The following is a 23,272-nucleotide window of genomic DNA, read 5'->3' as shown; positions in this document are numbered from 1 at the left end:
GCCGCCGCCCGGCGCCGCGTTTCCTTTCTGAACTGAATCCCATATGAAACTTGCAACAATCAAGGACGGCAGCCGCGACGGCCAGCTGGCCGTGGTGTCACGCGACCTGAAAACGGCCCAGCTGGCCGACGGCATCGCGCCGACCCTGCGGCGCGCGCTGGACGACTGGGCCTTCATCGCGCCGCAGCTGGAACAGTTGTACCGCGAGCTGAACCAGGGGCGCGGCCGGCGCGTCTTCGACTTCGATCCGGCCCACTGCATGGCGCCGCTGCCGCGCCCCTGCCAGTGGGTCGAGGCCGCGGCCTATCCCAGCCACGTCGAGCTGGAGCGCAGCGGCCGTGGCGCCGCCTTGCCCGAGGCGCCGGGCGACGAGCCGCCGATGGGCCAGGGCGGCGGCGAGCCGCTCGGGCCGCGCGACGACATCGCCCTGCTGCACGAGGAATGGGGCATCGACTTCGGCGCCGGCCTCGCCGTCATCAGCGACGACCTCGGCATGGGTGCCACGGCGGACCAGGCGCACCAGCAGATCCGCCTGCTGATGCTGGTCAACCAGGTGGCGCTGCGCAATGTGCTGCCGGACGAGCTGGCCGGGGGCCTCGGTCCGCTGCAGTCCCGGCCGGCCGGCGCCTGCTCGCCGGTGGCGCTGACGCCCGACGAGCTGGGCGACGCCTGGCAGGGCGGCAAGGTGCACCTGGCGCTGCGCGCGAGCTGGAACGGCAAGCTGGTCGGCCAGGCCCAGGCCGGCGTCGACATGGCCTTCAACTTCGCGCAACTGCTGGCCCACCTGGCCAGGACGCGCCAGGTGCGCGCCGGCGCCGTGCTGGCCGGCGGCGTGGTGTCGAACCGGGGCGGCAAGCGCGGCTACTCCTGCATCGCCGAGCAGCGCGCCCTGGAGCTCGCCGCCAAGGGCCGCGCCGCCACGCCCTACCTGGCGTTCGGCGACAGCATCCGCATCGAGATGCTCGACGGCGACGGCAAGTCGCTGTTCGGCGCCATCGAGCAGAACGTGGCGCAGGCCGTGGCGCCGGTCGACGCGCGCCGCGGCCGTTGACGGCGCCGGCCGGCGCGCCCGACGGCCCCGGGCCGTTTGCCTTATTTCCAACAGGAAATTGCGAGCAGGCCGGGAAAAGGTCGCGTATTCGCCCGATGGCGGCGCGCCGCGCCGGCCGATAATGGCTGCTAACGAATCGAGGAGCAGTTGATGGCTGAAGACAGCGACGCCGAAAAGACCGAACCCGCGTCAGCGAAGCGCCTCGAGCAGGCGCGCGAAGAGGGCGACGTGCCGCGCTCGCGCGAGGTGGCCACCTTCACCGTGTTGATGACGGCCGGCGCCGGCCTGTGGATGACCGGCGGCGACATGGTGCGCCAGCTCAGCTCGGCCCTGGTGTCCGGCCTGGCGCTGGACCGCGAACAAGTCTTCAATTTCGACGTGCTGGGCACGCGCATCCTGACCGACGTCACCCGCGTTCTGCTGGCCTGCCTGCCGCTGGGCGCGGCCGTCATGCTGGTGGCGCTGGCCTCGCCGCTGCTGGTCGGCGGCTGGCTGTTCAGCGGCAAGGCGGTGGCCCCCAACCTGATGAAGCTGAACCCGATGCGCGGCCTGGGCAACATGGTCTCGACCAACGCCCTGGTCGAGTTGCTCAAGGCGATCGCCAAGACCCTGGTGGTCGGCCTGGTCGCCTGGCTGGTGGTGCTGGCGCAGAAGGAGGCCGTGCTGGGCCTGATGGTCGAGCCGCTCAAGCTGGGCACCGTGCACATCCTGGACATGATCGGCAGCAGCTTCCTGTTCATCGTCGGCGCGCTCGGCCTGATCGCCGCCATCGACGGCCCCTACCAGATGTGGCACTACGCCAACAAGTTGAAGATGACCCGCCAGGAGGTGATCCAGGAGTCCAAGGAGGCCGACGGCAATCCCCAGGTCAAGGCCAAGATCCGCCAGTTGCAGCGCGAGATGGCCAAGCGCCGCATGATGGCCGACGTGCCCACCGCCGACGTGGTGGTGACCAACCCGACCCACTACGCCGTCGCGCTGAAGTACGCCGACGGCGCGCGCGGCGCGCCGCGCGTGGTGGCCAAGGGCAGCGACGAGGTGGCCGCGAAGATCCGCGAGATCGCCAAGGAAAACAATGTCGCGCTGCTGGAGGCGCCGGCGCTGGCGCGGGCGCTGCACAAGCACACCGAGATCGGCGACGAGATCCCCGAGGCGTTGTACGCCGCCGTGGCCGAGGTGCTGGCCTACGTCTTCCAACTGCGCAGCTTCAGCAAGAACGGCGGCCACAAGCCCGACAAGCCGGCCAAACTCGAAGTGCCGCCCGAGCTCGATCCGCTCAACCCGGCCGCCCAAAAGGCGCGCGACGACATGAATAACCAGGGAACCAGACCATGAACAGCTTTATGAGCAGCATCCGCCTGCCGTCCTGGATGGGCGGCATGTCCGGCGCCGCCAGCAAGAGCGTGGCCGCGCCCATCCTGATCATCATGCTGCTGGCGATGATGGTGTTGCCGCTGCCGGCCTTCATCCTCGACATTTTCTTCAGCTTCAACATCGCGCTGGCCATCGTGGTGCTGCTGACCAGCCTGTACACGGTCAAGCCGCTCGACTTCATGGCCTTCCCGACCATCCTGCTGATCTCGACCATGCTGCGCCTGTCGCTCAACGTCGCCTCGACCCGCGTCGTGCTGACCGAGGGCCACAACGGCCCCGACGCGGCCGGCAAGGTGATCGAGGCCTTCGGCCACTTCCTCATCGGCGGCAACTACACGGTCGGTATCGTGGTGTTCATCATCCTGACCATCATCAACTTCACCGTCGTCACCAAGGGTGCCGGCCGGATCGCCGAGGTGGGCGCCCGCTTCGCCCTGGACGCCATGCCGGGCAAGCAGATGGCCATCGACGCCGACCTCAACGCCGGCCTGATCGGCGAGGCCGAGGCGCGCAAGCGGCGCAGCGAGACGGCGCAGGAGGCCGAGTTCTACGGCGCCATGGACGGTGCCAGCAAGTACGTGCGCGGCGACGCCGTGGCCGGCATTCTGGTCACCGTCATCAACGTCGTCGGCGGCCTGCTGGTCGGCCTGCTGCAGCACGACATGGCCTTCGCCGACGCGCTGAAGAACTACACCCTGCTGGCCATTGGCGACGGCCTGGTGGCGCAGATCCCCTCGCTGGTGATCTCGACGGCGGCCGGTATCGTCGTCTCGCGCGTGGCCAGCGAGCAGGACATCGGCACCCAGGTGATCGGCCAGCTGTTCGCCAAGCCGCAGGTGCTCTACATCACCGCCGCCATCGTCGGCGGCATGGGCCTGATCCCCGGCATGCCGAACCTGGTGTTCCTGCTGCTGGCCGGCGTGCTGGCCGGCTCGGCCTACCTGATGTCGCGCAAGGCGGGCAGCGCCGCCGCCGCCGCCGCCGATCCCGCCGCCGAGGCGCCGCCGGCGGCCGCGCCGGAGCAGGAGGAGGCCAGCTGGCAGGACATCATGCCGGTCGACACGCTGGGGCTGGAGGTCGGCTACCGCCTGATCCCGCTGGTCGACAAGACCCAGGGCGGCGAGCTGCTCAAGCGCATCAAGGGCATCCGCAAGAAGTTCGCCCAGGAGGTCGGCTTCCTGGCGCCGCCGGTGCACATCCGCGACAACCTGGAGTTGAAGCCGTCGGCCTACCGCATCACGCTCAAGGGCGTCGAGGTGGGCAACGGCGAGGCCTTCAACGGCCAGTTCCTCGCCATCAACCCGGGCATGGCCAGCGGCACGCTGCCCGGCCTGGTGACCACCGACCCGGCCTTCGGCCTGCCCGCCACCTGGATCGACGCCGCGCTGCGCGACCAGGCCCAGGGCATGGGTTACACCGTGGTCGACGCCGGCACCGTGGTGGCGACCCATTTGAACCACCTGATCACCAGCCACGCCTCCGAGCTGCTCGGCCGCGCCGAGGTGCAGTCGCTGCTCGACCACCTGGGCAAGGACGCGCCGAAACTGGTCGAGGACCTGGTGCCCAAGCTGGTGTCGCTGTCGACCCTGCAGAAGGTGCTGCAGAACCTGCTTGCCGAGGGCGTGCACATCCGCGACATGCGCTCGATCATCGAGACCCTGGCCGAGCACGCCGTGCACATCCAGGACCCCAACGAGCTGACCGCGCTGGTGCGCATCTCGCTCGGCCGGGCCATCGTGCAGCAGCTGTTCCCCGGCGCCGCCGAGTTGTCGGTGATGACCCTGGACAACCGCCTGGAGCGGCTGCTGATGCAGGCGCTGGCCGCCAGCGGCGCCGACGGCGCCGGCATCGAGCCGGGCCTGGCCGACACCATCGCCCAGCAGGCCCAGCAGGCCGCCGCGCAGCAGGAGGCGCTGGGCTTGACGCCGGTGCTGCTGGTGCCCGGTCCGCTGCGCGCCCTGCTGTCGCGCTTCCTGCGCCGTGCCCTGCCGCAGTTGAAGGTGCTGTCGCACGCCGAGATCCCGGAGAGCAAGACCATCCGCGTCACCGCGCTGGTCGGCGCCCAGCCGGCCTGATCCGGCCGGCCCGCCGCGCCGCCGCGCCCGGCCTTGCGCCAGGCCGGCGCGGGGCGGCCTTCGCCGAGCGCATCTTTTGCTACAACTACCGCGTCTACGACCGCTACCGGCGGCCGGTGGCCAGCCTGGTGCTGCTGGCCGACCAAGCGGCGCGCTGGCGGCCGGGTTCCTTTTCCTATCGCTTGTTCGGCTGCCGGGTGGGGATCGACTTTCCGGTGGTGAAGCTGATGGACTATGCGGATCGCATCGAGCAGCTGTTGTGCGATGCCAACCCCTTCGCCTTGCTCACGGCGGCCCATCTGTTGACGCGCCAAACCAAGGGGCAGGCGCATCGCCGGCGCGCGGCGAAATGGCGGCTGACCAAGCTGCTGTATCAGCGCCAGTGGGACAGGCAGCGTATCATCGACCTATATAGCGTGATTGACTGGTTGATGCGTCTGCCGCCGGACATGGAAGCGCGCTTGTGGCGGGGTATTGTTCAGATGGAGAGGAGAGAGGCCATGCCTTACATCACTTATGCTGAAAGAATCGGTCGCAAGATCGGTCTACAGGAAGGATTGCAGGAAGGGCGGCAGGAAGGACTGCAGGAAGGGTTGCAGCTGGGCCAGCGCCAAATGGTCGAACTGCTGGCGCGCCAACTGAACAAGCGCTTCGGCACCTTGCCGCCACAGTTAGGCGAGCGCCTGGTAGTGGCCGACAGTGAACAACTGGGCCGCTGGGCCATGGCCCTGCTCGACGCGGCCAGCCTCGACGAGGTCTTCGGCGACAAATAGTTCCCCGCCGCCGCGCCCTGTTCTGGCGGCCCCGGCGCCGGGGCGGCGAAATGCGGCCCCTTTCCGGTCCTGTTCCAGCGATCGTTTCCCACGTGCATCGTCAATAATCGAACCATCAGAGTGCACCGTGTCCCCATGTAGAGGGCGCGGCGCTCAAGTAACAGGAGTAGATGATGGCCACTTATTTCGATGCCGGCACGCCGGACACCTGCGCAACCCAGAGCCTGGGAGGCCGGCCATGAACGTCAAAAAATTCACCGCGCCGACCTCGCGCGAAGCGCTGCGCAAGGTGCGCGAGGCGCTCGGCCCGGACGCCGTGATCCTGTCGAACCGCCAGGCCGACGGCATCGTCGAGATCCTGGCGCTGGCCAACGACGACGCCGCCTCGCTGGCGATGCCATCGCCGAACTCGCCGATGGCCCAGCCGCGTCCGCAGCCGGACATGGCCGCCGCGTCGAGCTACAGCGCGCAGCAGCTGTCGGCGCCGCCGGGCGCCATGCCGGCCCAGCCGCGCCGCGCCGCCCAGCCGCAGGCCGCGGCGGCCCCGGCCCAGGCCGGACCGGCCGCCGGCGCGCTCGACCTGGCGCGCATTTCCGAACTGGTGGCCGCCGCCGTCGCCGGCGCCAAGCAGAGCGCCGCCGCCGAGATGAGCGGCATGATGAGCGAGATCCGCGCCATGCGCGGCATGATGGAGACCCAACTGGCCGAAATCGCCTGGGGCTCGACCCAGCAGCGCGAGCCGCAGAAGGCCGCCGTGCTGCGCGAGATGCTGGCGGCCGGCTTCTCGGCCAGCCTGGCGCGCTACCTGATCGACAAGCTGCCGGCCGGCCGCGACGCCGCCGAGTCGATGCGCTGGATCCGCACCGTCCTGACCCGCAACATCAGCGCGATGCGCGACGAGGACGCCCTGATCGACCAGGGCGGCGTGTTCGCCCTGGTCGGCCCGACCGGCGTCGGCAAGACCACCAGCACCGCCAAGCTGGCGGCGCGCTGCGTGATGCGCCACGGCCCGGACAAGCTGGCCCTGATCACCACCGACGCCTACCGCATCGGCGGCCACGAGCAGCTGCGCATCTACGGCAAGATCCTCGGCGTGATGGTGCACTCGGTGAAGGACGAGGCCGACCTGCGCATCGCCCTGAAGGAATTGAAGAACAAGCACACGGTGCTGATCGACACGGTCGGCGTCAGCCAGCGCGACCAGATGGTGACCGAGCAGGTGGCCATGCTGGCCGGCGCCGGCGCCGACGTCAAGCGCCTGCTCTGCCTGAATTCCACGGCGACCCAGGAGACGCTCAACGAGGTGGTGCGCGCCTACCAGGGCAGCGGCCTGGCCGGCTGCATCATGACCAAACTCGACGAGGCGGCCTCGATCGGCAACGTGCTCGACGTGGTGATCCGCCAAAAGCTCAACCTGTTCTACGTCTCCAACGGCCAGCGCGTGCCGGAGGACCTGCACCTGGCCGACCCGGCCTACCTGATCGACCGCGCCTTCAAGCTCAAACGCGACAGCGCCGCCAGCCAGTACCTCGACGCCGAGCTGCCGCTGCTGATGGCCGCCGCCGGCAACGACGCCAACCTGCGCGAGGTGCACCTTGGCTAACTTCGACTTCGACCAGGCCGAAGGCCTGCGCCGCATGCTGGCCGGCCCGGCGCCGCGCATCGTCACCTTCCTTTCCGCCACGCCGCAGGACGACAAGGGCGCCATGCTGGTCAACCTGGGCGCCTCGCTGGCGCGCGCCGGCGACGACGTGCTGCTGGTCGACGCCTGCGCCAGCGCGCACGGCGTGGCCAGCCGCCTCGGCCTGGACGGCGGCGACAGCCTGCTCGACGTGGCGCGCCAGGAGCGCGCCCTGAACCAGGTGGTGCACCAGGTGCCGCAGGGCTTCGCTGTGGCGTCGATGACACGCGGCGCGCCGCGCTGCGGCCCCGACGAGGCGCGCCGCCTGGCCAAGACCTTCGACGTGCTGGTCAAGCGCAGCGGCGTGGTCATCGTCGACGGCGAATTCGACGGCGAGGCCTTCCCGGTGCCGGTCATGGCCAGCTCGGAGATCGTGGTGCAGGTCTCGGCCAGCGCCACCTCGATCAAGGCCGCCTACAGCATGATCAAGCGCCTGAACCTGGAGTTGGGCCGGCGTCCGTTCGGAATTCTGGTCACCGGGGCTTCCGAATCGGAAGCAAAGGTGGTATACGATAATATGGCACAGGCGGCGAGCCGGTATTTGGCCGTCAACCTGGTTTCCATGGGGTCGGTGCCGGCCGACGAATACCTGCATCGTGCCGCGCGTCTGGGGCGCGCGGTGGTCGACGCGTTTCCGCTGGCCGGCGCCTCGGTCGCGTTTCGACAGCTGGCCGGGCGCTTCGCGCTGGCCGGAACGCCATCTTTGCACACGGGGAGTAGCAACCATTTTAGCGCTTAACGAACAATAGACTTTATGTATACGGTCAAAGGGAAAGCGGACAAGGACTCACTGCTGACGGAGCACATCCCGTTGGTCAAGCGTCTGGCGCATCACATGAAGGCCAAGCTGCCACCCAGCGTGGAGGTGGACGACCTGGTGCAGGCCGGCATGATCGGCCTGCTCGACGCCATCAGCCGCTACGAGGAAACCCACGGCGCGCAGTTCGAGACGTACGCGGTGCTGCGCATCCGCGGCGCCATGCTCGACGAGCTGCGCAACAGCGACTGGCTGCCGCGCAGCATGCGGCAGAACATGCGCAAGATCGAGACGGCGATGAGCACACTGCAGCAGCGCCTCGGCCATCCGCCGAGCGAATCGGAGGTCGCCAAGATGCTCAAGCTGTCGCTGGCCGACTACCAGGAGATGCTGTCGGACGGCGGCGGCCACCAGCTGGTCTACTACGAGGACTTCCACGACGACGACGGCAACGACAGCTTCCTCGACCGCTACTGCTCGGACGAGGAGAGCGACCCGTTGCGCTCGCTGCTCGACGGCGACTTCCGCCAGGCGGTGATCGACGCCATCGACGCGCTGCCGCCGCGCGAGAAGATGCTGATGGGCCTTTACTACGAAGAGGAACTCAACTTGAAAGAAATCGGCGCCGTGATGGGCGTGTCGGAATCGCGCGTGTCGCAGCTGCACACGCAGGCCGTGGCGCGCCTGCGCGCATCGTTACGGGAGCAGGCATGGACTGGGCCAGCGTAGCCGGGGTGCTGCTGGCGCTGGCCGGCATCATCGTCGGCCAGGGCATGGAGGGCGGCAAGCTCGGCTCGCTGCTGCAGCCGGCCGCCTTCGCCATCGTGGTGGTCGGCACGCTCGGCGCGGTGCTGCTGCAGACCCGCCTGCCGACCTTCCTGCGCGGCCTGCGCATGCTGCGCTGGGTGTTCGCGCCGCCCAAGGACTCGCGCGCCGCGCTGGCGCGCGACATCAACGCCTGGGCGCTGGCGGCGCGCCGCGACGGCCTGCTCTCGCTCGAGCGCCACATGCTCGCCTCGAAGGACAAGTTCAACACCAAGGGCCTGCGCCTGGTGGTCGACGGCATCAACCCGGACAAGCTGCGCCAGCTGCTCGACACCGAGATCACCGCCTACGAGACCGAGGAGCGGCAGGCCGTGCGCATCTGGGAATCGGCGGCCGGCTACTCGCCCACCATCGGCATCCTCGGCGCGGTGCTCGGCCTGATCCACGTGATGGAGAACCTGACCGACCCGAGCAAGCTCGGTTCCGGCATCGCCGTGGCCTTCGTCTCGACCATCTACGGCGTCGGCCTGGCCAACCTGTTCTTCTACCCGATCGCCAACAAGCTCAAGGCCATCGTGACGCAGGCCGTGCACCAGCAGGAGATCGCCGCCGCCGTGTTCTACGACATCGCCAGCGGCGACCACTCGCGCGTCATCGACGAGCGGGTCGCCACGCTGCTGCGGGAGCACTGACATGCAGTACCGCCGCGCGCGCAGGAAGTTCGACGACGAGGTCGAGAACCACGAGCGCTGGCTGATCTCCTACGCCGACTTCATCACCCTGCTGTTCGCCTTCTTCGTGGTGATGTACGCCATCTCCTCGGTCAACATCGGCAAGTACAAGGTGTTCTCCGACGCCCTCGGCGACGCCTTCGGCGGCGCCGGCGCGGCCCAGCCGATCAACACCCAGGTGCCCAACCTGCCGATCCCCAATCCCGGCCTGCGCCGCCGCACCGAGCTGCTGCGCAAGGAGAAGGAGCACATGACCAAGCTGGCGCAGGACCTGTTGTCGACGCTGGCGCCGCTGGTCAAGGAGGGCAAGGTGAGGGTGACGCAGAACAGCCGCGGCGTCAGCGTCGAGATCAACGCCAGCGTGCTGTTCGACCCGGGCGAGGCGCGCCTGACCAGCGAGTCGACCGAGGCGCTGAGCGCCGTGGCCGTGCTGCTCAAGGACGACAGCCACGAGGTGCAGGTCGAGGGCCACACCGACAACCAGCCGATCCGCAACGTGCTGTTCCCGTCCAACTGGGAACTGTCGGCGGTGCGCGCCAGCAGCGTGGTGCGCCTGTTCATCGGCGCCGGCGTGGCGCCCGAGCGGCTCACCGCCGTGGGCAAGAGCTCCAACGTGCCGGTGGCCTCCAACGAGCAGCCCGAGGGGCGGGCGCGCAACCGCCGCGTCGCCGTCACCATCCTGTCCGGCCTGCCCGACAAGGTCACCGAGCTGCCGTCGCCGCAACTGCCGCCGCCGCAATAGCCGCCGCAATAGCCGCCGCGCGGCCCTACATCGCCGCCGCCAAGCGGCGCGCCTCGGCCTTGGCCGCGTCGCGCGCGGCGGTGTCGACCTCGCTTCCCATCAGGGTCTTCTCGACCACCAGCGCGTGCACCTCCTCGACGCCGACAAAGCGCAGCCACGCCTCGACATACGGCTTCTGGAAATCGAAGTCGCGCGCCGGCGTGCCCGACGCGGCGGAAAAGTCCAGGCCGCGGGCGTAGGCGACGACAGCGCGCTTGTCGCGCAGCAGGCCGCTCAGGCCGCTCTCCGGATCGAAGGAGAACAGGATGTCCTTTTGCGACACCAGGTCGATGAACTGCTTGAGCTTGTACGGAATGCTGAAATTCCACAGCGGCACCGACAACACCAGCACGTCGGCCCGGTGCATGCGCTCGGCCAGCGCGCGCAGCGTGGCCCAGGCGCTTTCCTGTTGCGGGCTCAGCGGCGTGCCGTTCAAGCCGGCGTACTTCGCCGCCATCGCGTGGGCGTCGAACTCGGGCAGCGCGCCGTCCCACAGCTCGAGCGTGTCCACTCGTGCGCCCGGCTGGGCCGTGCGGTAGGCGTCGATGTAGGCGAGGGCGACTTCGCGCGAGGCGGAACGCTCTTGGCGCGGCGAGCAGGCGATGTGGAGCAATGTGGTCATGCTGAGTCCTTGGTGGCGTGGTTGAAGACGCCATTTGAACATATATCATTTCAAAGTATAAATTGAGTTATTATTGATAATTCAGTTCATTTCGCGATATATGTTCGATACGCTCCTGCTCAACACCTTTGTCGCCGTGGTCGACGAGGGCGGCTTCGGCCGCGCCGCCGCGCGCCTGCACCTGACCCAATCGGCCGTCAGCGGCCACCTGCGCCGGCTCGAGGAGCAGGTCGGCAAGCCGCTGCTCAAGCGCACCACCCGTTCGCTCGAACTGAGCGCCGACGGCGCGCGCCTGATCGGTTACGCCCGCGCCATCCTGGCGCTGAACCGCGACGCCGCCGCGCAGCTGGCCGGCAGCCACTACCGGGGCCGGGCGCGCATCGGCATCGCCGAGGATTTCGCCGAAACGGCCCTGCTGCGCGCGCTGCGCGGCTTCGCCGACGCCTACCCCGGCATCGAGCTCGAGGTGCAGGTCGGCATACCCGGCGACTTGTTGCGGCAAATGAAGGAGGGCGCGCTCGACATCGTGGTCGGTTCGCAATGCGGCGGGCCGGCGCGCGGCCGCCTGCTGTGGCGCGAGCCGCTGGTGTGGGCGCGCGCGGCGCAGGCCAGCGTGACGCTGCCGTCGCCGCTGCCGCTGGCGCTGTTCCCGGAACCGTGCCCCTACCGCGAGGCGGCGCTGGCCAGCCTGGCCCGCTGCGGCATGGCCCAGCGCACCGTGATGGTCTGCAACAGCAGCGCCGGCCTGCGCGCGGCGGCGCTGTCCGGTTTCGCGCTGGTGCCGCTGCCCGCCAGCCGCCTGGGCGACGGCCTGGTGGCGACGGCGCAGGGCTTGCCGCCGCTGCCCGACGCCGAGTTCATGCTGTTCCTCGCGGCGGGTGGCGACCAGGCGATGCTGGCGGCGCTGGCCGAACGCATCGTCGACAGTTGCCGCGGCCTTGGCGCGACGTCGCACGAAGGCGAGGCAATGCCGCGCTGATGGACTTGGGCGCGCCGCCGCGTGCCGGCGCAATCGGCGGACGCGGCTCGGCGTCCGGCAAAACCTGGCCGGCGGCGGGCGTGCAGAAAAATGCGGGGAAACTTAGCCGACGATGAAGCCGCGGCTGGGACTGATGCTGGTGGCGTGGCCGCTCGGGCCGTAGAAATTGGTGGCCTGCGACTGCGGCCGCAAAATGTTCAGCGCGCCCTGGGTGCGGCTCATGTGTTTGTTGATCAGTATGCCGTTGACGCGGTTCAGCTCCTTGGCCTCGTGCGTCATCTCCAGCAACTGCTGCCACAGCGTGCTCGCCTGCGCTTCGCCGCTGGCGGCGATCCAGCCGTCCATGGCGCTGTCCTGGGTGCCGAAGCCGGCGGCGCCGAGGGCGCCGTGGCGCTGGCTGGCCAGCACGGCCATCTGGTTGACCAGGGTCGATTTCTCCGTCGTCAGCGCCACCAGGGCGTCGATATCGGCCGCCACCAGGTGCTGCTGCTCTTGTTTGAGCAGGTCGAGCAGGGTGGTCATGGCTTGCTGCTCTTGAAGCAGACTCGACATTGGCGTGACGGCGGGCATGGTGATCCTATCGTTTTCTGGAGTGCAGCAGATCCTTGACCGTGTCTAACAGTCCGTCCGCCACTTTTTCCGAGTTGACTTGGAACTGGCCATCGGCGATGGCCAGCTTGATGCGCTCGACTTTTTTCGTGTCGAACACGGCGTTGCCGCCGCCGGCGGCGCTGGCGGCGAGCGCCTGGCCTTGCGGCGACAGGCGCACATTGTCGGTCTGCACCGGCGTCGCCACCGTCTTCTCGGCGCCGCGCGCGGTCGAAGTGGTGGTGGGCGAGGTCGGCAAGCCGGGGTTGCTCTTGATTGTATCGTTGATTTTCACAGCATCATCCTCGTCTGTTTGGAGCCTGGCACTCCGGGATATAAGTCATTAACGGCGCGGCCGGCGCAAACTTTAGCACCGCCCCGCCGAAGACCCGCGTTCCCGCTCAAAACGCCACCTCCACCAGACCTCCCGCCTTGGCCACGCCGTTGACCTGTTGGCCGCCGGCCGTCCTGACCTGCACCACCTGGCCCTCGGTGGCGTTGCCGAGCGCGCGCGCCTCGGCCGAGACGCTGAAGCCGGCGCCGGCCGAGACCAGCCGCACCAGCTGGCCCTGCGCCACCACGGTCTTGCCGCGCAGCGTGTCGAGGCGCATCGGCGTGCCGGGCGGCAGCGACGCCGTGGTGCTGCGGCCGACCACCTGGGCCATGTCGGTGGCTATCCCCGCCGGCAATGTTGTCAGATCGCCCTGCAGGATCGCCAGCTGGCTCGCCTCGATGGCCTGGCCCTGGGCCAGCGGCACCGCGCTGGCGACGTAGCCGGCGCGCACCGAGACGGTGGCCTGGATGTAGATGGTCCACGGCGTCGGCGCGGTGCAGCGCAGGCCCACCGTGGTGCGGCCCCAGGCGCGCGCGCCGGGCATCAGGAAGGCCTCCGGCGCGGCGCAGGCGTTGAGTTGCAGGCGCGGGTCGATCGCCCCGACCTTCACCGTGACCTGGCCGGGCAGGCCGGCCGTCTGCACCTGGAGGAACTGTTCGACGCTCTGGCGCAGCGCGGCGGCGTCCTGCCGCGCCGGCTGGGCCGGCGGCGGGAGGGACTGGGCCAGCGCCGCCTGGGACAGGCAGAGCAGGGCGAGGAGGGGGCGCAGGGTCATGGTGTCAGAGTCCTTGGAATGTTGCCATGATAGCGGGCGCGGGGCGGGCTGAAGCGTCGAATAGGACGCGAAAGCGCGTTCTTCTCAGCCGATCGGCGCGCCGGGGGCGGCCGTATCATCGCTGCTGTGATAACCAGTTCGTCCGCCCATCCGGGAGCGGACGGCGCCAGGAGCTAGCTATGTTAGGGAAACTCGACGATTACCTGCGCTTCAACGAGGCCGCGCTGAGCCTGCGCTCGCAGCGCCAGACCGTGCTCGCCTCGAACATCGCCAACGCCGACACGCCCAACTACAAGGCCCGCGACATCGATTTCTCCAGCGCGCTGCAGGGCGCGTTGGCGCGCAGCAGCGGCAGCGCCACCGGCCCGCTGCGCACCACCGCCGCCAAGCATTTCCCCACCCCCCCGCAACCAGGTGGCACGCTGCCCGACGGCACGGCGCTGCTGTACCGCGGCGTGGTACAGGGCGCGGTCGACGGCAACACGGTCGACATGGATGTCGAACGCAACCAATTCGCCGACAACGCCTTGCGCTACGAGGCCGGCATCACCCTGATCAACGCCCAGATCAAAAGCATGATGGCGGCGATCCAAGGAGGTAGTTAACCATGTCCCTATTCAATATCTTCAACGTCTCGGGCTCGGCCATGAGCGCCCAGGCGCAGCGCCTCAACGTGGTGGCCAGCAACCTGGCCAACGCCGACAGCGCCACCTCGGCCAGCGGCGAGGCCTACCGTGCCAAGCAGGTGGTGTTCGAGGCCACCCCGGCCAAGGACGGCGGCGCCTCGACCGGGGTGCGGGTCAAGCAGGTGGTGGAGGACCCGTCGCCGCTCAAGCAGGTGTACGACCCCAAGCACCCGATGGCCGACGACAAGGGCTATGTGGCCATGCCCAACGTTAACGTGGTCGACGAGATGGTCAACATGCTGTCGGCCTCGCGCTCCTACCAGACCAACGTCGAGACCATGAACGCAGCCAAGACCATGCTGCTCAAAACCCTGACCCTGGGCCAGTAAGCGCCCAGCCGACCCGATAAGAGGCCACCATGTCCACCACCGTAGATACCAGCAGCACCTCGCCCTCCGCCGCGCTGCTCAACACCGTCAACAGCAAGCCGAAGGTCGCCACCGACAGCGTCAAGGCCGACACCGACAAGTTCATGACCCTGCTGGTGACCCAGCTTAAGAACCAGGACCCGCTGAACCCGCTCGACAACGCGCAGATCACCAGCCAGCTGGCGCAGTTGTCGACGGTGACCGGCGTCAACAAGCTGAACACCACGCTGGAGTCGCTGAAGGCCAGCTACCAGTCGAGCGAGTCGATGGCCGCGACCAACCTGATCAACCACGGCGTGCTGGCCAAGGGCAACACGTTGGCGCTGACCGGCGGCAAGGGCATCTTCGGCGTCAACCTGGCCTCGCCGGCCGACAAGGTGCAGGTCGACCTGAAGAACGAGAGCGGCAAGGTGGTGCACAGCATCAGCATGCAGGGTGTCGACGCCGGTACCCTGCCGCTGGTGTGGGACGGCAAGGACGCCGACGGCAAGGTTCTGCCGGACGGCAAGTACACCGTCGCCGTCAGCGCCACCCTGGCCGGCAAGGAGCTGAAGGACGCCATCCCGCTGACCTTCGGCACCGTGGCCAGCGTGTCGACCGGCGCCGGCGGCGTGAAAATGAATGTACCGACCATCGGCCAACTGACCATGGCCGACCTGTATCAAGTGCTGTAACCCAGCTCCACGAACGCAATTTGTAGTCACCTCAATCGATAGGGGAATACCATGTTCCAACAAGGACTTAGCGGCCTGAACGGCGCGGCGAAATCGCTCGACATCATCGGCAACAACATTGCCAACGCCAGCACGGTCGGCTTCAAGGGATCGCAAGCCCAGTTCGCCGACCTGTACGCCAACTCGCTCAACGGCGTCAGCGGCAACAACGCCGGCATCGGCGTGTCGGTGGCGCGCATCGCCCAGCAGTTCACGCAAGGCAACATCGAGACCAGCGCCAACCCGCTCGACATTTCGATCAACGGCGGCGGCTTCTTCCGCACCGTGGTCAACGGCGCCACCCAGTACTCGCGCAACGGCCAGTTCCAGCTCGACAAGACCGGCGGCCTGATCAACGCCCAGGGCGCCCAGCTGACCGGCTACCTGACCAACACCGACGGCGTCATCCTGCAGGGTTCGCCGGTGCCCATCGTCATCGACTCGTCCGACCTGAAGCCGATCGAGACCACCAAGGCGGGCTTCAAGCTGAACCTGTCGTCGACCTCGGTGGCGCCGACCAAGATTCCGTTCAACGCCATGGACCCGACCACCTACAACAAGCAGACCGTGCTGGAGGTGTTCGACAGCCTGGGTGGTTCGCACACGATGGGCATGTACTACGTCAAGACCACCGGCGGCACGTGGGACGTTTACGCCTCCAACGACGGCATCGCGATCGAGGCGAAGGCAGCGGCGCAGGTCATGTTGAACGACGCCGGCGTCAAGACCGCGCGCGCCGACTATTTGGCCAAGATTCATGAGTCGCCGGCACCGCTGCCGGCCGACGTGGTGGCGGTGCAGCAGGCGTATTCGGCCGCCGCCGGCCAGGCGCTGTATGACGCGGCAGTGGCCGCCGGCGCTAGTCAGGAGCAATTGGACCATCTGGCGACGCTGTACGGGCCAGTTCCGGGCGATGTCGGCGCGATCGCCGGCAATAGTCCCGACCTGATCGACGCCGCGCTGACCGCCGGCCTGACCCTGCCTGCCGTCAAGGTCGGCACGCTGGTGTTCAACACCAGCGGCGAGCTGAGCGTGGCCGACATGGCGGCGCTGGTGCCGACGCAAACGCTGCCGTTCAACATCACGCTGCCCATCTTCCCGGACAACGGCTCCAAGCTGAACCTGAACATTGCCACCGACTTCACCGGCTCGACCCAGTACACCGGCACCACCAGCGAGCGGCCGTCGAGCCAGAACGGCCAGTCGTCCGGCCACCTGGAGCGTTTCGCCGCCGGTTCCGACGGCGTCATCCTGGGCCAGTACAGCAACGGCAAGTCGCGGCCGCTGGCGCAGATTGTGCTGGCCAACTTCGCCAGCGTCGACGGCCTGACCCCGCTGGGCAACAACGCCTGGGCCGAGAGCGCGGACTCGGGGCCGCCGCAAATCGGCGCGCCCGGCGACGGCAAGATGGGCAAGCTGCGCTCGCAGTCGGTCGAGGTGTCCAACGTCGACCTGACGGCCGAGCTGGTCAACATGATCACCGCGCAGCGGGTCTACCAGGCCAACGCGCAGACTATCAAGACCCAGGACTCGGTGATGCAGACCCTGGTCAACCTGCGCTAAGCGCGGCAAGCACGCCCTGAGCCGGGCCGGCGTTCGCGCCGGCCCGCTGCGCGGGGCAGGAGAACACGATGGATCGTTTAGTCTATACCGCCATGACCGGCGCGCGGCATATCCTGGAGCAGCAGGCCAGCACCGCCAACAACCTGGCCAACGCCACCACCACCGGCTTTCGCGCCCAGCTCGACTCGTTTCGCGCCGTGCCGGTGGTGTCCGAGGGCCTGCCGACGCGCACCTTCGTGGTCGACTCGACCGTCGGCGCCGACCTGCGCGCCGGCCCGATCCAGACCACCGGGCGCAACCTCGACGTCGCCCTGCGCGGCGAGGGCTGGATCGCCGTGCAGTCGGCCGACGGCTCGGAGGCCTACACCCGCAACGGCAGCCTGCGGGTCAACCAGAACGGCCTGCTGGAAACCACCAGCGGCCAGACGCTGCAGGGCGACGGCGGGCCGATCGCCATCCCGCCCGAGAGCAACGTCACCATCGGCGGCGACGGCACCGTCTCGGTCATCTCGACCGACACCAAGCCGGGGCCGTCGAACGTGCTCGGCCGCATCAAGCTGGTCAACCCGGACGGCAAGTCGCTGGTGCGCGGCGACGACGGCCTGTTCCGCCTGAAAAGCGGCGTGGCGGCCGAGAACGACCCGGCCGTGCGCCTGGTCGACGGCGCGCTCGAGGGCAGCAACGTCAACCCGGTCGACGCCATGGTCAACATGATCAGCCTGGCGCGCTCCTTCGAAACGCAAATGAGCCTGCTCAAGAACGCCGAGAACAACGCGGCAAAGGCCAGCCAGATCCTCGCTTTGAATTGATGCCCGCTCCAGCATAATGATCGTGTGGGAGGTGCCGTGGCCGTGTTGGCCGGCGCCGCCGTCGCGATAAGGGAGAGGCAGCATGATACGTTCACTTTGGATCGCCAAGACTGGCATGGAAGCGCAGCAGACGCAGATGGACGTGGTGTCCAACAATCTGGCCAACGTCAGCACCAACGGCTTCAAGAAATCGCGCGCGGTGTTCGAGGACCTGCTGTACCAGACCGTGCGGCAACCGGGCGGGCAGTCCTCGCAGCAGACCAACCTGCCTTCCGGCATGCAACTCGGCACCGGCGTGCGGCCCGTGGCGGTCGAGCGCATCTTCACCCAGGGCAACCCGCAGTCGACCGGCAACGACAAGGACCTGATGGTCAACGGCAACGGCTTCTTCAACGTGCTGCTGCCCGACGGCACCACCGCCTACACCCGCGACGGCTCCTTCCAGCGCGACAGCAACGGCCAGATGGTCACCTCCAGCGGCTTCGTGCTGCAGCCGGCCATCACCATCCCGATCAACGCGCAGAGCATCACCGTGGGCCGCGACGGCACCGTCTCGGTGACCCTGCCGGGCCAGGTGGCGCCGGCGCAGATCGGCAGCATCCAGCTGTCGACCTTCATCAACCCGACCGGCCTGGAGTCCAAGGGCGAGAACCTGTACGTCGAGACCGGCGCCTCCGGCAACGCCCAGACCAACACGCCGGGCACCAACGGCACCGGCGTGCTGATGCAGGGCTATGTCGAGACCTCCAACGTCAACGTGGTCGAGGAGATGGTCAACATGATCCAGACCCAGCGCGCCTACGAGATCAACAGCAAGGCCATCACCACCTCCGACCAGATGCTGCAGAAACTGTCGCAGATGTAAGCGCCTTGCCGCGGCGGGCGCCGCCGGCAAGCAACACCGCAACACCATATTGAACAACGGCCGCCGGCATCCGCGCGGCGGGGAGTACGCCATGAAGATCTTGTCCTTAGTCGCCGTTCCGCTGGTCCTGTCGGCCCTGTCGGCCTGCTCGGCCATCCCCAGCTCCATCGTGCAGACGCCGACCACGGCGCGCCCGTTGACGCTGCCGCAGGCGGCGCCGAACAACGGCGCGATCTACCAGGCCAGCGCCTTCCGCCCAGTGTTCGAGGACCGCCGCGCGCGCCACGTCGGCGACCTGCTGACCATCGTCATCACCGAGAAGACCGCCGCCGTCAAGGCCGGCGCCAGCTCGGGCAGCAAGTCCGGCAGCGTCAGCGCCTCGATCCCGCATCCGTTGCAGGGCACCTTCGGCGCCACCGCCTCGGCCAACACCGCCAACAAGTTCGCCGACGCCGACAACCAGTCGGCCAGCAACACCTTCACCGGCACCATGGGCGTGACGGTGGTCGAGGTGCTGCCGAACGGCAACCTGATCGTCGCCGGCGAGAAGCAGATCGCCATGAACAAGGGCGTCGAGTTCATCCGCTTCTCCGGCATGATCAACCCCGACAACATCGCCACCGGCAACACGGTGTCCTCGACCGCCGTGGCCGACGCCCGCGTCGAGTACCGCACCAACAGCCAGATCGACCGCGCCGAGATGACCTCGATGGCCTCGCGCTTCTTCCAAAGCTTGTTACCGTTCTGATCATGGCCATTCCAACCCCCGCCCCATTCATGCGCCTGGGCCGCGCCGCCGCCCTGGCCCCGGCCATGGCCATGGCCTTGGCCCTTACCTTGCCGCTGCTGCTGGCCAGCGCGCCGGCCGGCGCCGAGCGCATCAAGGACCTCGCCTCGATCGCCGGCGTGCGGCAGAACCAGCTGCTCGGCTACGGCCTGGTGGTCGGCCTCGACGGCAGCGGCGACCAGACCACGCAGACCCCGTTCACGGTGCAGAGCGTCGTCTCGATGTTGCAGCAACTGGGCGTCAACTTGCCGCAGGGCACCAGCCTGCAACTGAAGAACGTCGCGGCGGTGATGGTGACGGCCTCGCTGCCGGCCTTCGCCCAACCGGGCCAGACGCTCGACATCACCGTCTCGTCGATGGGCAACGCCAAGAGCCTGCGCGGCGGCACCCTGCTGATGACGCCGCTCAAGGGCGCCGACGGCCAGGTCTACGGCATGGCCCAGGGCAACGTGCTGGTCGGCGGCGTTGGCGTGGCCGCCGGCGGCAGCTCGCTGCAGGTCAACCACCTGAGCGTGGGCAAGATCTCCGGCGGCGCCACGGTCGAGCGCGCCGTCGCCTCGGCGCTGGGCGAAAACAACCTCATCAAGCTGGAACTCAACACCACCGACTTCGCCACCGCCAGCCGGGTGGTCGAGGCGATCAACGACAAGTACGGCAGCGGCATCGCCTACGCGCTGGACGGCCGCGTCATCCGCGTGCAGTCGCCCAGCAGCAGCGACCAGCGCGTCGCCTTCATCGGCAGCCTGGAGGACATCGACGTCAAGCCGGCGCGCCAGGCCGCCAAGGTGATCATGAACGCGCGCACCGGCTCGGTGGTGATGAACCAGACTGTCACGCTCGACACCTGCGCCATCTCGCACGGCAACCTGTCGATCTCGGTCAGCAGCGAGCCGCAGGTGAGCCAGCCCAACCCGCTGTCGGGCGGGCGCACGGTGGTGACGCAGAACAGCCAGGTCGACATCAAAAAGGACGGCGGCAAGGTGATGCTGGTCAAGGGCGGCGCCTCGCTGGCCGAGGTGGTCAAGGCGCTCAACGCCATCGGCGCCACGCCGCAAGATTTGCTGGCCATCCTGCAGGCGATGAAGGCGGCCGGTTCGCTGCGCGCCGAGCTGGAAATCATTTAAGGAGCGGCGCGATGATCAGCCAAAACGACCTGTCGAGCAAACTGGCGATCGACGCCAAGAGCATGGGCGAGCTGCGCCAGTCGGCCAAGGCCGGCGCGCCGGAGGCGCTGAAGGGCGCGGCGACCCAGTTCGAGGCGATGTTCATCAACATGATGATGAAGAGCATGCGCGACGCCACGCCGCAGGACGGCATGATGGACAGCCAGCAGAGCAAGATGTTTACCACCATGCTGGACCAGCAGACCAGCCAGAACCTGGCCAAGAAGGGCATCGGCCTGGCCGACGTGCTGATCCGCCAACTGTCGCAGACGGCCAGCGCGCAGGCGCTGGCGATCGGCGGCGACGCCGCGGCCGGCGCCGGCGCGGTGGACGGCCTGGCCGGCGGCGCCAACGCCGGCGCGGCCGGCGCCGGCGGCGTGGGCCGGCTGCTCGACGCGGCCATGCTGCAGCGCTCGATCAACGCGGCCGGCGGCGCCGCCCCCCTGAGCGGCGCGGCGCTGGCCACCGGCGCCTCGGCGGCCGGCACGGCGGCGACGGCGGCGGCCAAGGCGGCCCAGGCGCCGCACGTGCGCAACTTCCAGGAGAAACTGGGCAGCCACGCCGACGAGGCCAGCCGCGCCACCGGCATCCCGGCCAAGTTCATGCTGGGCCAGGCGGCCCTGGAGAGCGGCTGGGGCAAGCGCGAGATCAAGGGGCGCGACGGCAGCAACAGCCACAACCTGTTCGGCATCAAGGCCGGCCCGGGGTGGAAGGGCAAGGTGGCCGAGGCGGTCACCACCGAGTTCGTCAACGGCAAGGCGCAGACCCGGGTCGAGAAGTTCCGCGCCTACGACTCCTATGCCGACAGTTTCAAGGACTACGCCAAGCTGATCACCACCAACCCGCGCTACGAGAAGGTGTTGGCCAGCGCCGGCGACGCCAGCAGCTTCGCCCAGGGCCTGCAGCGGGCCGGCTACGCCACCGACCCGCAGTACGCCAGCAAGCTGACCCGCATCATCAAACATTCGCTGGTCGGCTGAGCCGGGCCGCCGCCGCCGGCCGGGGAGGGGTCAAGTTTCCCGCTTTCCCGCCGATAACAGAACACATAGAGCGTTAGAAAAACCATGTCCAATCTACTCAGCATCGGCAAGACCGGCCTCCTGGCGGCGCAAGTGGGCCTGTCGACCACCGGCCACAACATCGCCAACGCCAACGTGCCCGGCTACAGCCGCCAGGTGGCGATCCAGTCGACCACGCCCGGCCAGGACATCGGCGTCGGCTTCATCGGCACCGGCACCGAGGTGGCGCAGATCAAGCGCCACTACGACGACTTCCTCAACAGCCAGGTGCGCGGCGCCGAGACCACCCAGGCCGCGCTGACCAGCTACTACAGCCAGATCAGCCAGATCGACAACATGCTGGCCGACACCACCAGCGGCCTGTCGCCGGCGCTGCAGGACTTCTTCAAGGGCGTGCAGGACGCCAGCTCGAACCCGGCCTCGGCCGCCTCGCGCCAGGCCATGCTGTCGACCGCCAGCTCGCTGGCCTCGCGCTTCCAGGGCATCAGCGCGCGCCTCAACGAGATCGGCACCGGCGTCAACAGCCAGATCAGCACCACCGTCACGCAGATCAACTCCTACGCCAGCAAGCTCGCCGAACTGAACCATTCGATCGCCGCGCTCAGCACCGACCCCTCGATCGCGCCGAACGACCTGCTCGACCAGCGCGACCAGGTGCTCACCGAGCTCAACAAGCTGGTCAAGACCAACGTCACGCCCGGCGAGAACCACACCATCAACGTCTCGATCGGCACCGGCCAGCCGCTGGTGGTCAACAACCGCAACTTCGAGCTGGCGGCGATTCCCTCGCCGACCGACGTCAACCGGCTGCAGGTCGGCTATTCGACGGCCGGCCAGACCATTCCGCTGCCCGAGAGCGTGCTGACCGGCGGCGCCCTGGGCGGCCTGCTGGAGTTCCGCAGCAACGCGCTGGACCACGCGCAGAACGCGCTGGGCCAGATCGCCGCCGGGCTGGCGGTCAGCTTCAACGCCCAGCACAAGCTGGGCCAGGATCAGAACGGCGCGCCCGGGGTCGACTTCTTCGGCCCGATCAACGCCCAGGTGGGCCGCAACTCGCTCAACTCCCTGGGCAGCACGGCGGCGGTCACGGCCGTGGTCACCGACGCCACCGCGCTGACCTCGAGCGACTACAACGTCGACTACGACGGCGCCAACTTCATCGTCACCCGCCAGTCCGACGGCAAGAAGACCACCATCACCCCCTTCCCGCAGGCGGTGCCGCAGACCATCGACGGGGTCGACTACACGATCAGCGGCACGCCGATGACGAACGACAACTTCCTCGTCCGTCCCACCGTCAACGCCGCCGCCGACTTCCAGCTGATGCAAAAGGACCCGGCCAAGCTGGCGCTGGCGGCGCCGATCAGCACCGCCGCGCCGCTGAGCAACACCGGCAACGGCAAGATCACGCCGGGCAGCGTCGACGCCGGCTACCTGGCGCCGGGCAACGCCCTGGCGGCGCCGGTGACCCTGCTCTACGACAAGGCGACGGCCTCCTTCTCCGGCTTCCCGCCGGCGCAGGACGTGACGGTGACGGTCAACGGCGTGCCGACGGTGTACCCGGCCGGCACGCCGTCGATCCCCTACACGGACGGCGCGGCGATCAGCTTCGGCGGCATCAAGCTGAGCATTTCCGGCACGCCGGGCGACACCGACAGCTTCACCGTCGGCCCCAACACCAGCGGCGTCGGCGACAGCCGCAACGGCGTGCTGCTGGGCGCGCTGCAGACCAAGAACGTGCTCAACAACGGCAACGCCAACTTCCAGACCGGCTACGCGCAGATGGTCAACTACATCGGCAACAAGACGCGCGAGGCGCAGATCGGCGGCCTGGCCGCCGACGCCGCCGTGCAACAGGCGCAGAACGCCCAGCAGACCGTGTCCGGCGTCAACCTCGACGAGGAGGCCGCCAACCTGCTGCGCTACCAGCAGGCCTACCAGGCCTCCGGCAAGGTGATGCAGATCGCCAGCCAGATGTTCGACGTGCTGGTGTCGCTGGGCCGCTAAGAATTT

At 68.4% G+C, this 23,272-nt stretch carries 24 protein-coding genes; 20 read left to right on the top strand and 4 right to left on the bottom strand.

Annotated features, from left to right (window positions below):
- The first annotated feature begins 43 nt into the window (after positions 1–43).
- The 9 genes from BM252_RS05130 (at position 44) to motD (ending at position 9,949) form a co-directional block, all read left to right on the top strand.
- Positions 44–1,051, top strand: a complete 1,008-nt coding sequence (locus BM252_RS05130) for a fumarylacetoacetate hydrolase family protein (protein WP_093384571.1) — start codon at positions 44–46, stop codon at positions 1,049–1,051.
- A gap of 150 nt (positions 1,052–1,201) precedes the next feature.
- Positions 1,202–2,386: a flagellar biosynthesis protein FlhB gene (gene flhB / locus BM252_RS05125; RefSeq protein ID WP_093384569.1), complete on the top strand. Its 1,185-nt coding sequence runs from the start codon at positions 1,202–1,204 to the stop codon at positions 2,384–2,386.
- Between the two features lie 8 nt (positions 2,387–2,394).
- The gene (gene flhA / locus BM252_RS05120) at positions 2,395–4,500 is read left to right on the top strand and encodes a flagellar biosynthesis protein FlhA (protein ID WP_281249344.1); all 2,106 of its coding nucleotides are present in this window, start codon (positions 2,395–2,397) and stop codon (positions 4,498–4,500) included.
- Positions 4,501–4,616: 116 nt separating this feature from the next.
- Entirely contained in the window at positions 4,617–5,273 is a 657-nt protein-coding gene (locus BM252_RS05115; protein ID WP_093384564.1) for a DUF4351 domain-containing protein, read from the top strand.
- A gap of 238 nt (positions 5,274–5,511) precedes the next feature.
- The gene (gene flhF, locus BM252_RS05110; RefSeq protein ID WP_093384560.1) at positions 5,512–6,876 is read left to right on the top strand and encodes a flagellar biosynthesis GTPase FlhF; all 1,365 of its coding nucleotides are present in this window, start codon (positions 5,512–5,514) and stop codon (positions 6,874–6,876) included.
- Entirely contained in the window at positions 6,869–7,693 is an 825-nt protein-coding gene (locus BM252_RS05105) for a MinD/ParA family ATP-binding protein (protein ID WP_093384557.1), read from the top strand. Before flhF ends, BM252_RS05105 begins: the two co-directional genes overlap by 8 nt.
- Before the next feature lie 15 nt (positions 7,694–7,708).
- Positions 7,709–8,440, top strand: coding sequence for an RNA polymerase sigma factor FliA (locus BM252_RS05100; RefSeq protein WP_093384554.1), 732 nt, complete (start codon positions 7,709–7,711; stop codon positions 8,438–8,440).
- On the top strand, positions 8,422–9,168 hold the full coding sequence (locus tag BM252_RS05095) for a flagellar motor protein (protein ID WP_093384551.1): 747 nt from the start codon (positions 8,422–8,424) through the stop codon (positions 9,166–9,168). Before BM252_RS05100 ends, BM252_RS05095 begins: the two co-directional genes overlap by 19 nt.
- 1 nt (position 9,169) lies before the next feature.
- Positions 9,170–9,949 (top strand): flagellar motor protein MotD, encoded by a 780-nt coding sequence (gene motD / locus BM252_RS05090; protein WP_093384548.1) that lies wholly within the window; start codon positions 9,170–9,172, stop codon positions 9,947–9,949.
- Positions 9,950–9,974: 25 nt separating this feature from the next.
- Here the strand turns inward: motD and BM252_RS05085 are convergent, their stop codons facing one another.
- Entirely contained in the window at positions 9,975–10,610 is a 636-nt protein-coding gene (locus BM252_RS05085; protein WP_093384546.1) for an FMN-dependent NADH-azoreductase, read from the bottom strand.
- A gap of 100 nt (positions 10,611–10,710) precedes the next feature.
- Between BM252_RS05085 and BM252_RS05080 the strand changes: the two genes are divergently transcribed.
- Positions 10,711–11,589, top strand: a complete 879-nt coding sequence (locus BM252_RS05080) for a LysR family transcriptional regulator (RefSeq protein WP_093384543.1) — start codon at positions 10,711–10,713, stop codon at positions 11,587–11,589.
- 102 nt (positions 11,590–11,691) lie between these two features.
- Here the strand turns inward: BM252_RS05080 and BM252_RS05075 are convergent, their stop codons facing one another.
- From BM252_RS05075 to flgA, 3 genes are all read right to left on the bottom strand, one after another.
- A complete protein-coding gene (locus BM252_RS05075) occupies positions 11,692–12,141 on the bottom strand; it encodes a flagella synthesis protein FlgN (RefSeq protein ID WP_281249343.1) in 450 nt (149 codons plus the stop codon).
- Between the two features lie 25 nt (positions 12,142–12,166).
- Complete coding sequence (flgM, locus tag BM252_RS05070; RefSeq protein ID WP_093384536.1) at positions 12,167–12,472, bottom strand: flagellar biosynthesis anti-sigma factor FlgM; 306 nt, start codon at positions 12,470–12,472, stop codon at positions 12,167–12,169.
- Between the two features lie 106 nt (positions 12,473–12,578).
- Entirely contained in the window at positions 12,579–13,286 is a 708-nt protein-coding gene (gene flgA / locus BM252_RS05065; protein ID WP_093384533.1) for a flagellar basal body P-ring formation chaperone FlgA, read from the bottom strand.
- A gap of 179 nt (positions 13,287–13,465) precedes the next feature.
- On the opposite strand from flgA, the gene flgB reads away from it, so the two are divergent.
- From flgB to flgK, 10 genes are all read left to right on the top strand, one after another.
- Entirely contained in the window at positions 13,466–13,891 is a 426-nt protein-coding gene (flgB, locus tag BM252_RS05060) for a flagellar basal body rod protein FlgB (RefSeq protein ID WP_093384531.1), read from the top strand.
- A 2-nt stretch (positions 13,892–13,893) separates the two neighbouring features.
- A complete protein-coding gene (gene flgC / locus BM252_RS05055) occupies positions 13,894–14,301 on the top strand; it encodes a flagellar basal body rod protein FlgC (protein ID WP_093384528.1) in 408 nt (135 codons plus the stop codon).
- A gap of 29 nt (positions 14,302–14,330) precedes the next feature.
- Entirely contained in the window at positions 14,331–15,014 is a 684-nt protein-coding gene (locus BM252_RS05050; RefSeq protein ID WP_093384525.1) for a flagellar hook assembly protein FlgD, read from the top strand.
- 51 nt (positions 15,015–15,065) lie between these two features.
- Positions 15,066–16,616: a flagellar hook protein FlgE gene (locus BM252_RS05045; protein ID WP_093384523.1), complete on the top strand. Its 1,551-nt coding sequence runs from the start codon at positions 15,066–15,068 to the stop codon at positions 16,614–16,616.
- 68 nt (positions 16,617–16,684) lie between these two features.
- On the top strand, positions 16,685–17,425 hold the full coding sequence (flgF, locus tag BM252_RS05040; RefSeq protein WP_093384520.1) for a flagellar basal-body rod protein FlgF: 741 nt from the start codon (positions 16,685–16,687) through the stop codon (positions 17,423–17,425).
- An 82-nt stretch (positions 17,426–17,507) separates the two neighbouring features.
- On the top strand, positions 17,508–18,290 hold the full coding sequence (gene flgG, locus BM252_RS05035; RefSeq protein ID WP_093384518.1) for a flagellar basal-body rod protein FlgG: 783 nt from the start codon (positions 17,508–17,510) through the stop codon (positions 18,288–18,290).
- 91 nt (positions 18,291–18,381) lie between these two features.
- Positions 18,382–19,038 carry a flagellar basal body L-ring protein FlgH gene (locus BM252_RS05030; RefSeq protein WP_093385144.1) on the top strand — a complete coding sequence of 219 codons (657 nt, stop codon included), beginning with the start codon at positions 18,382–18,384 and terminating at the stop codon, positions 19,036–19,038.
- 65 nt (positions 19,039–19,103) lie between these two features.
- The gene (locus tag BM252_RS05025) at positions 19,104–20,201 is read left to right on the top strand and encodes a flagellar basal body P-ring protein FlgI (RefSeq protein WP_093385142.1); all 1,098 of its coding nucleotides are present in this window, start codon (positions 19,104–19,106) and stop codon (positions 20,199–20,201) included.
- A gap of 11 nt (positions 20,202–20,212) precedes the next feature.
- Positions 20,213–21,220, top strand: coding sequence for a flagellar assembly peptidoglycan hydrolase FlgJ (flgJ, locus tag BM252_RS05020; RefSeq protein ID WP_093384515.1), 1,008 nt, complete (start codon positions 20,213–20,215; stop codon positions 21,218–21,220).
- An 84-nt stretch (positions 21,221–21,304) separates the two neighbouring features.
- Positions 21,305–23,266, top strand: coding sequence for a flagellar hook-associated protein FlgK (gene flgK / locus BM252_RS05015; RefSeq protein ID WP_093384512.1), 1,962 nt, complete (start codon positions 21,305–21,307; stop codon positions 23,264–23,266).
- The last annotated feature ends 6 nt before the right edge of the window (positions 23,267–23,272 follow it).

The organism is Rugamonas rubra (assembly GCF_900114705.1).
Taxonomy (GTDB): Bacteria; Pseudomonadota; Gammaproteobacteria; order Burkholderiales; family Burkholderiaceae_D; genus Rugamonas; species Rugamonas rubra.
Note: the sequence above shows the minus strand (reverse complement) of the source record. Positions and strands in the feature narration are given on the sequence as shown.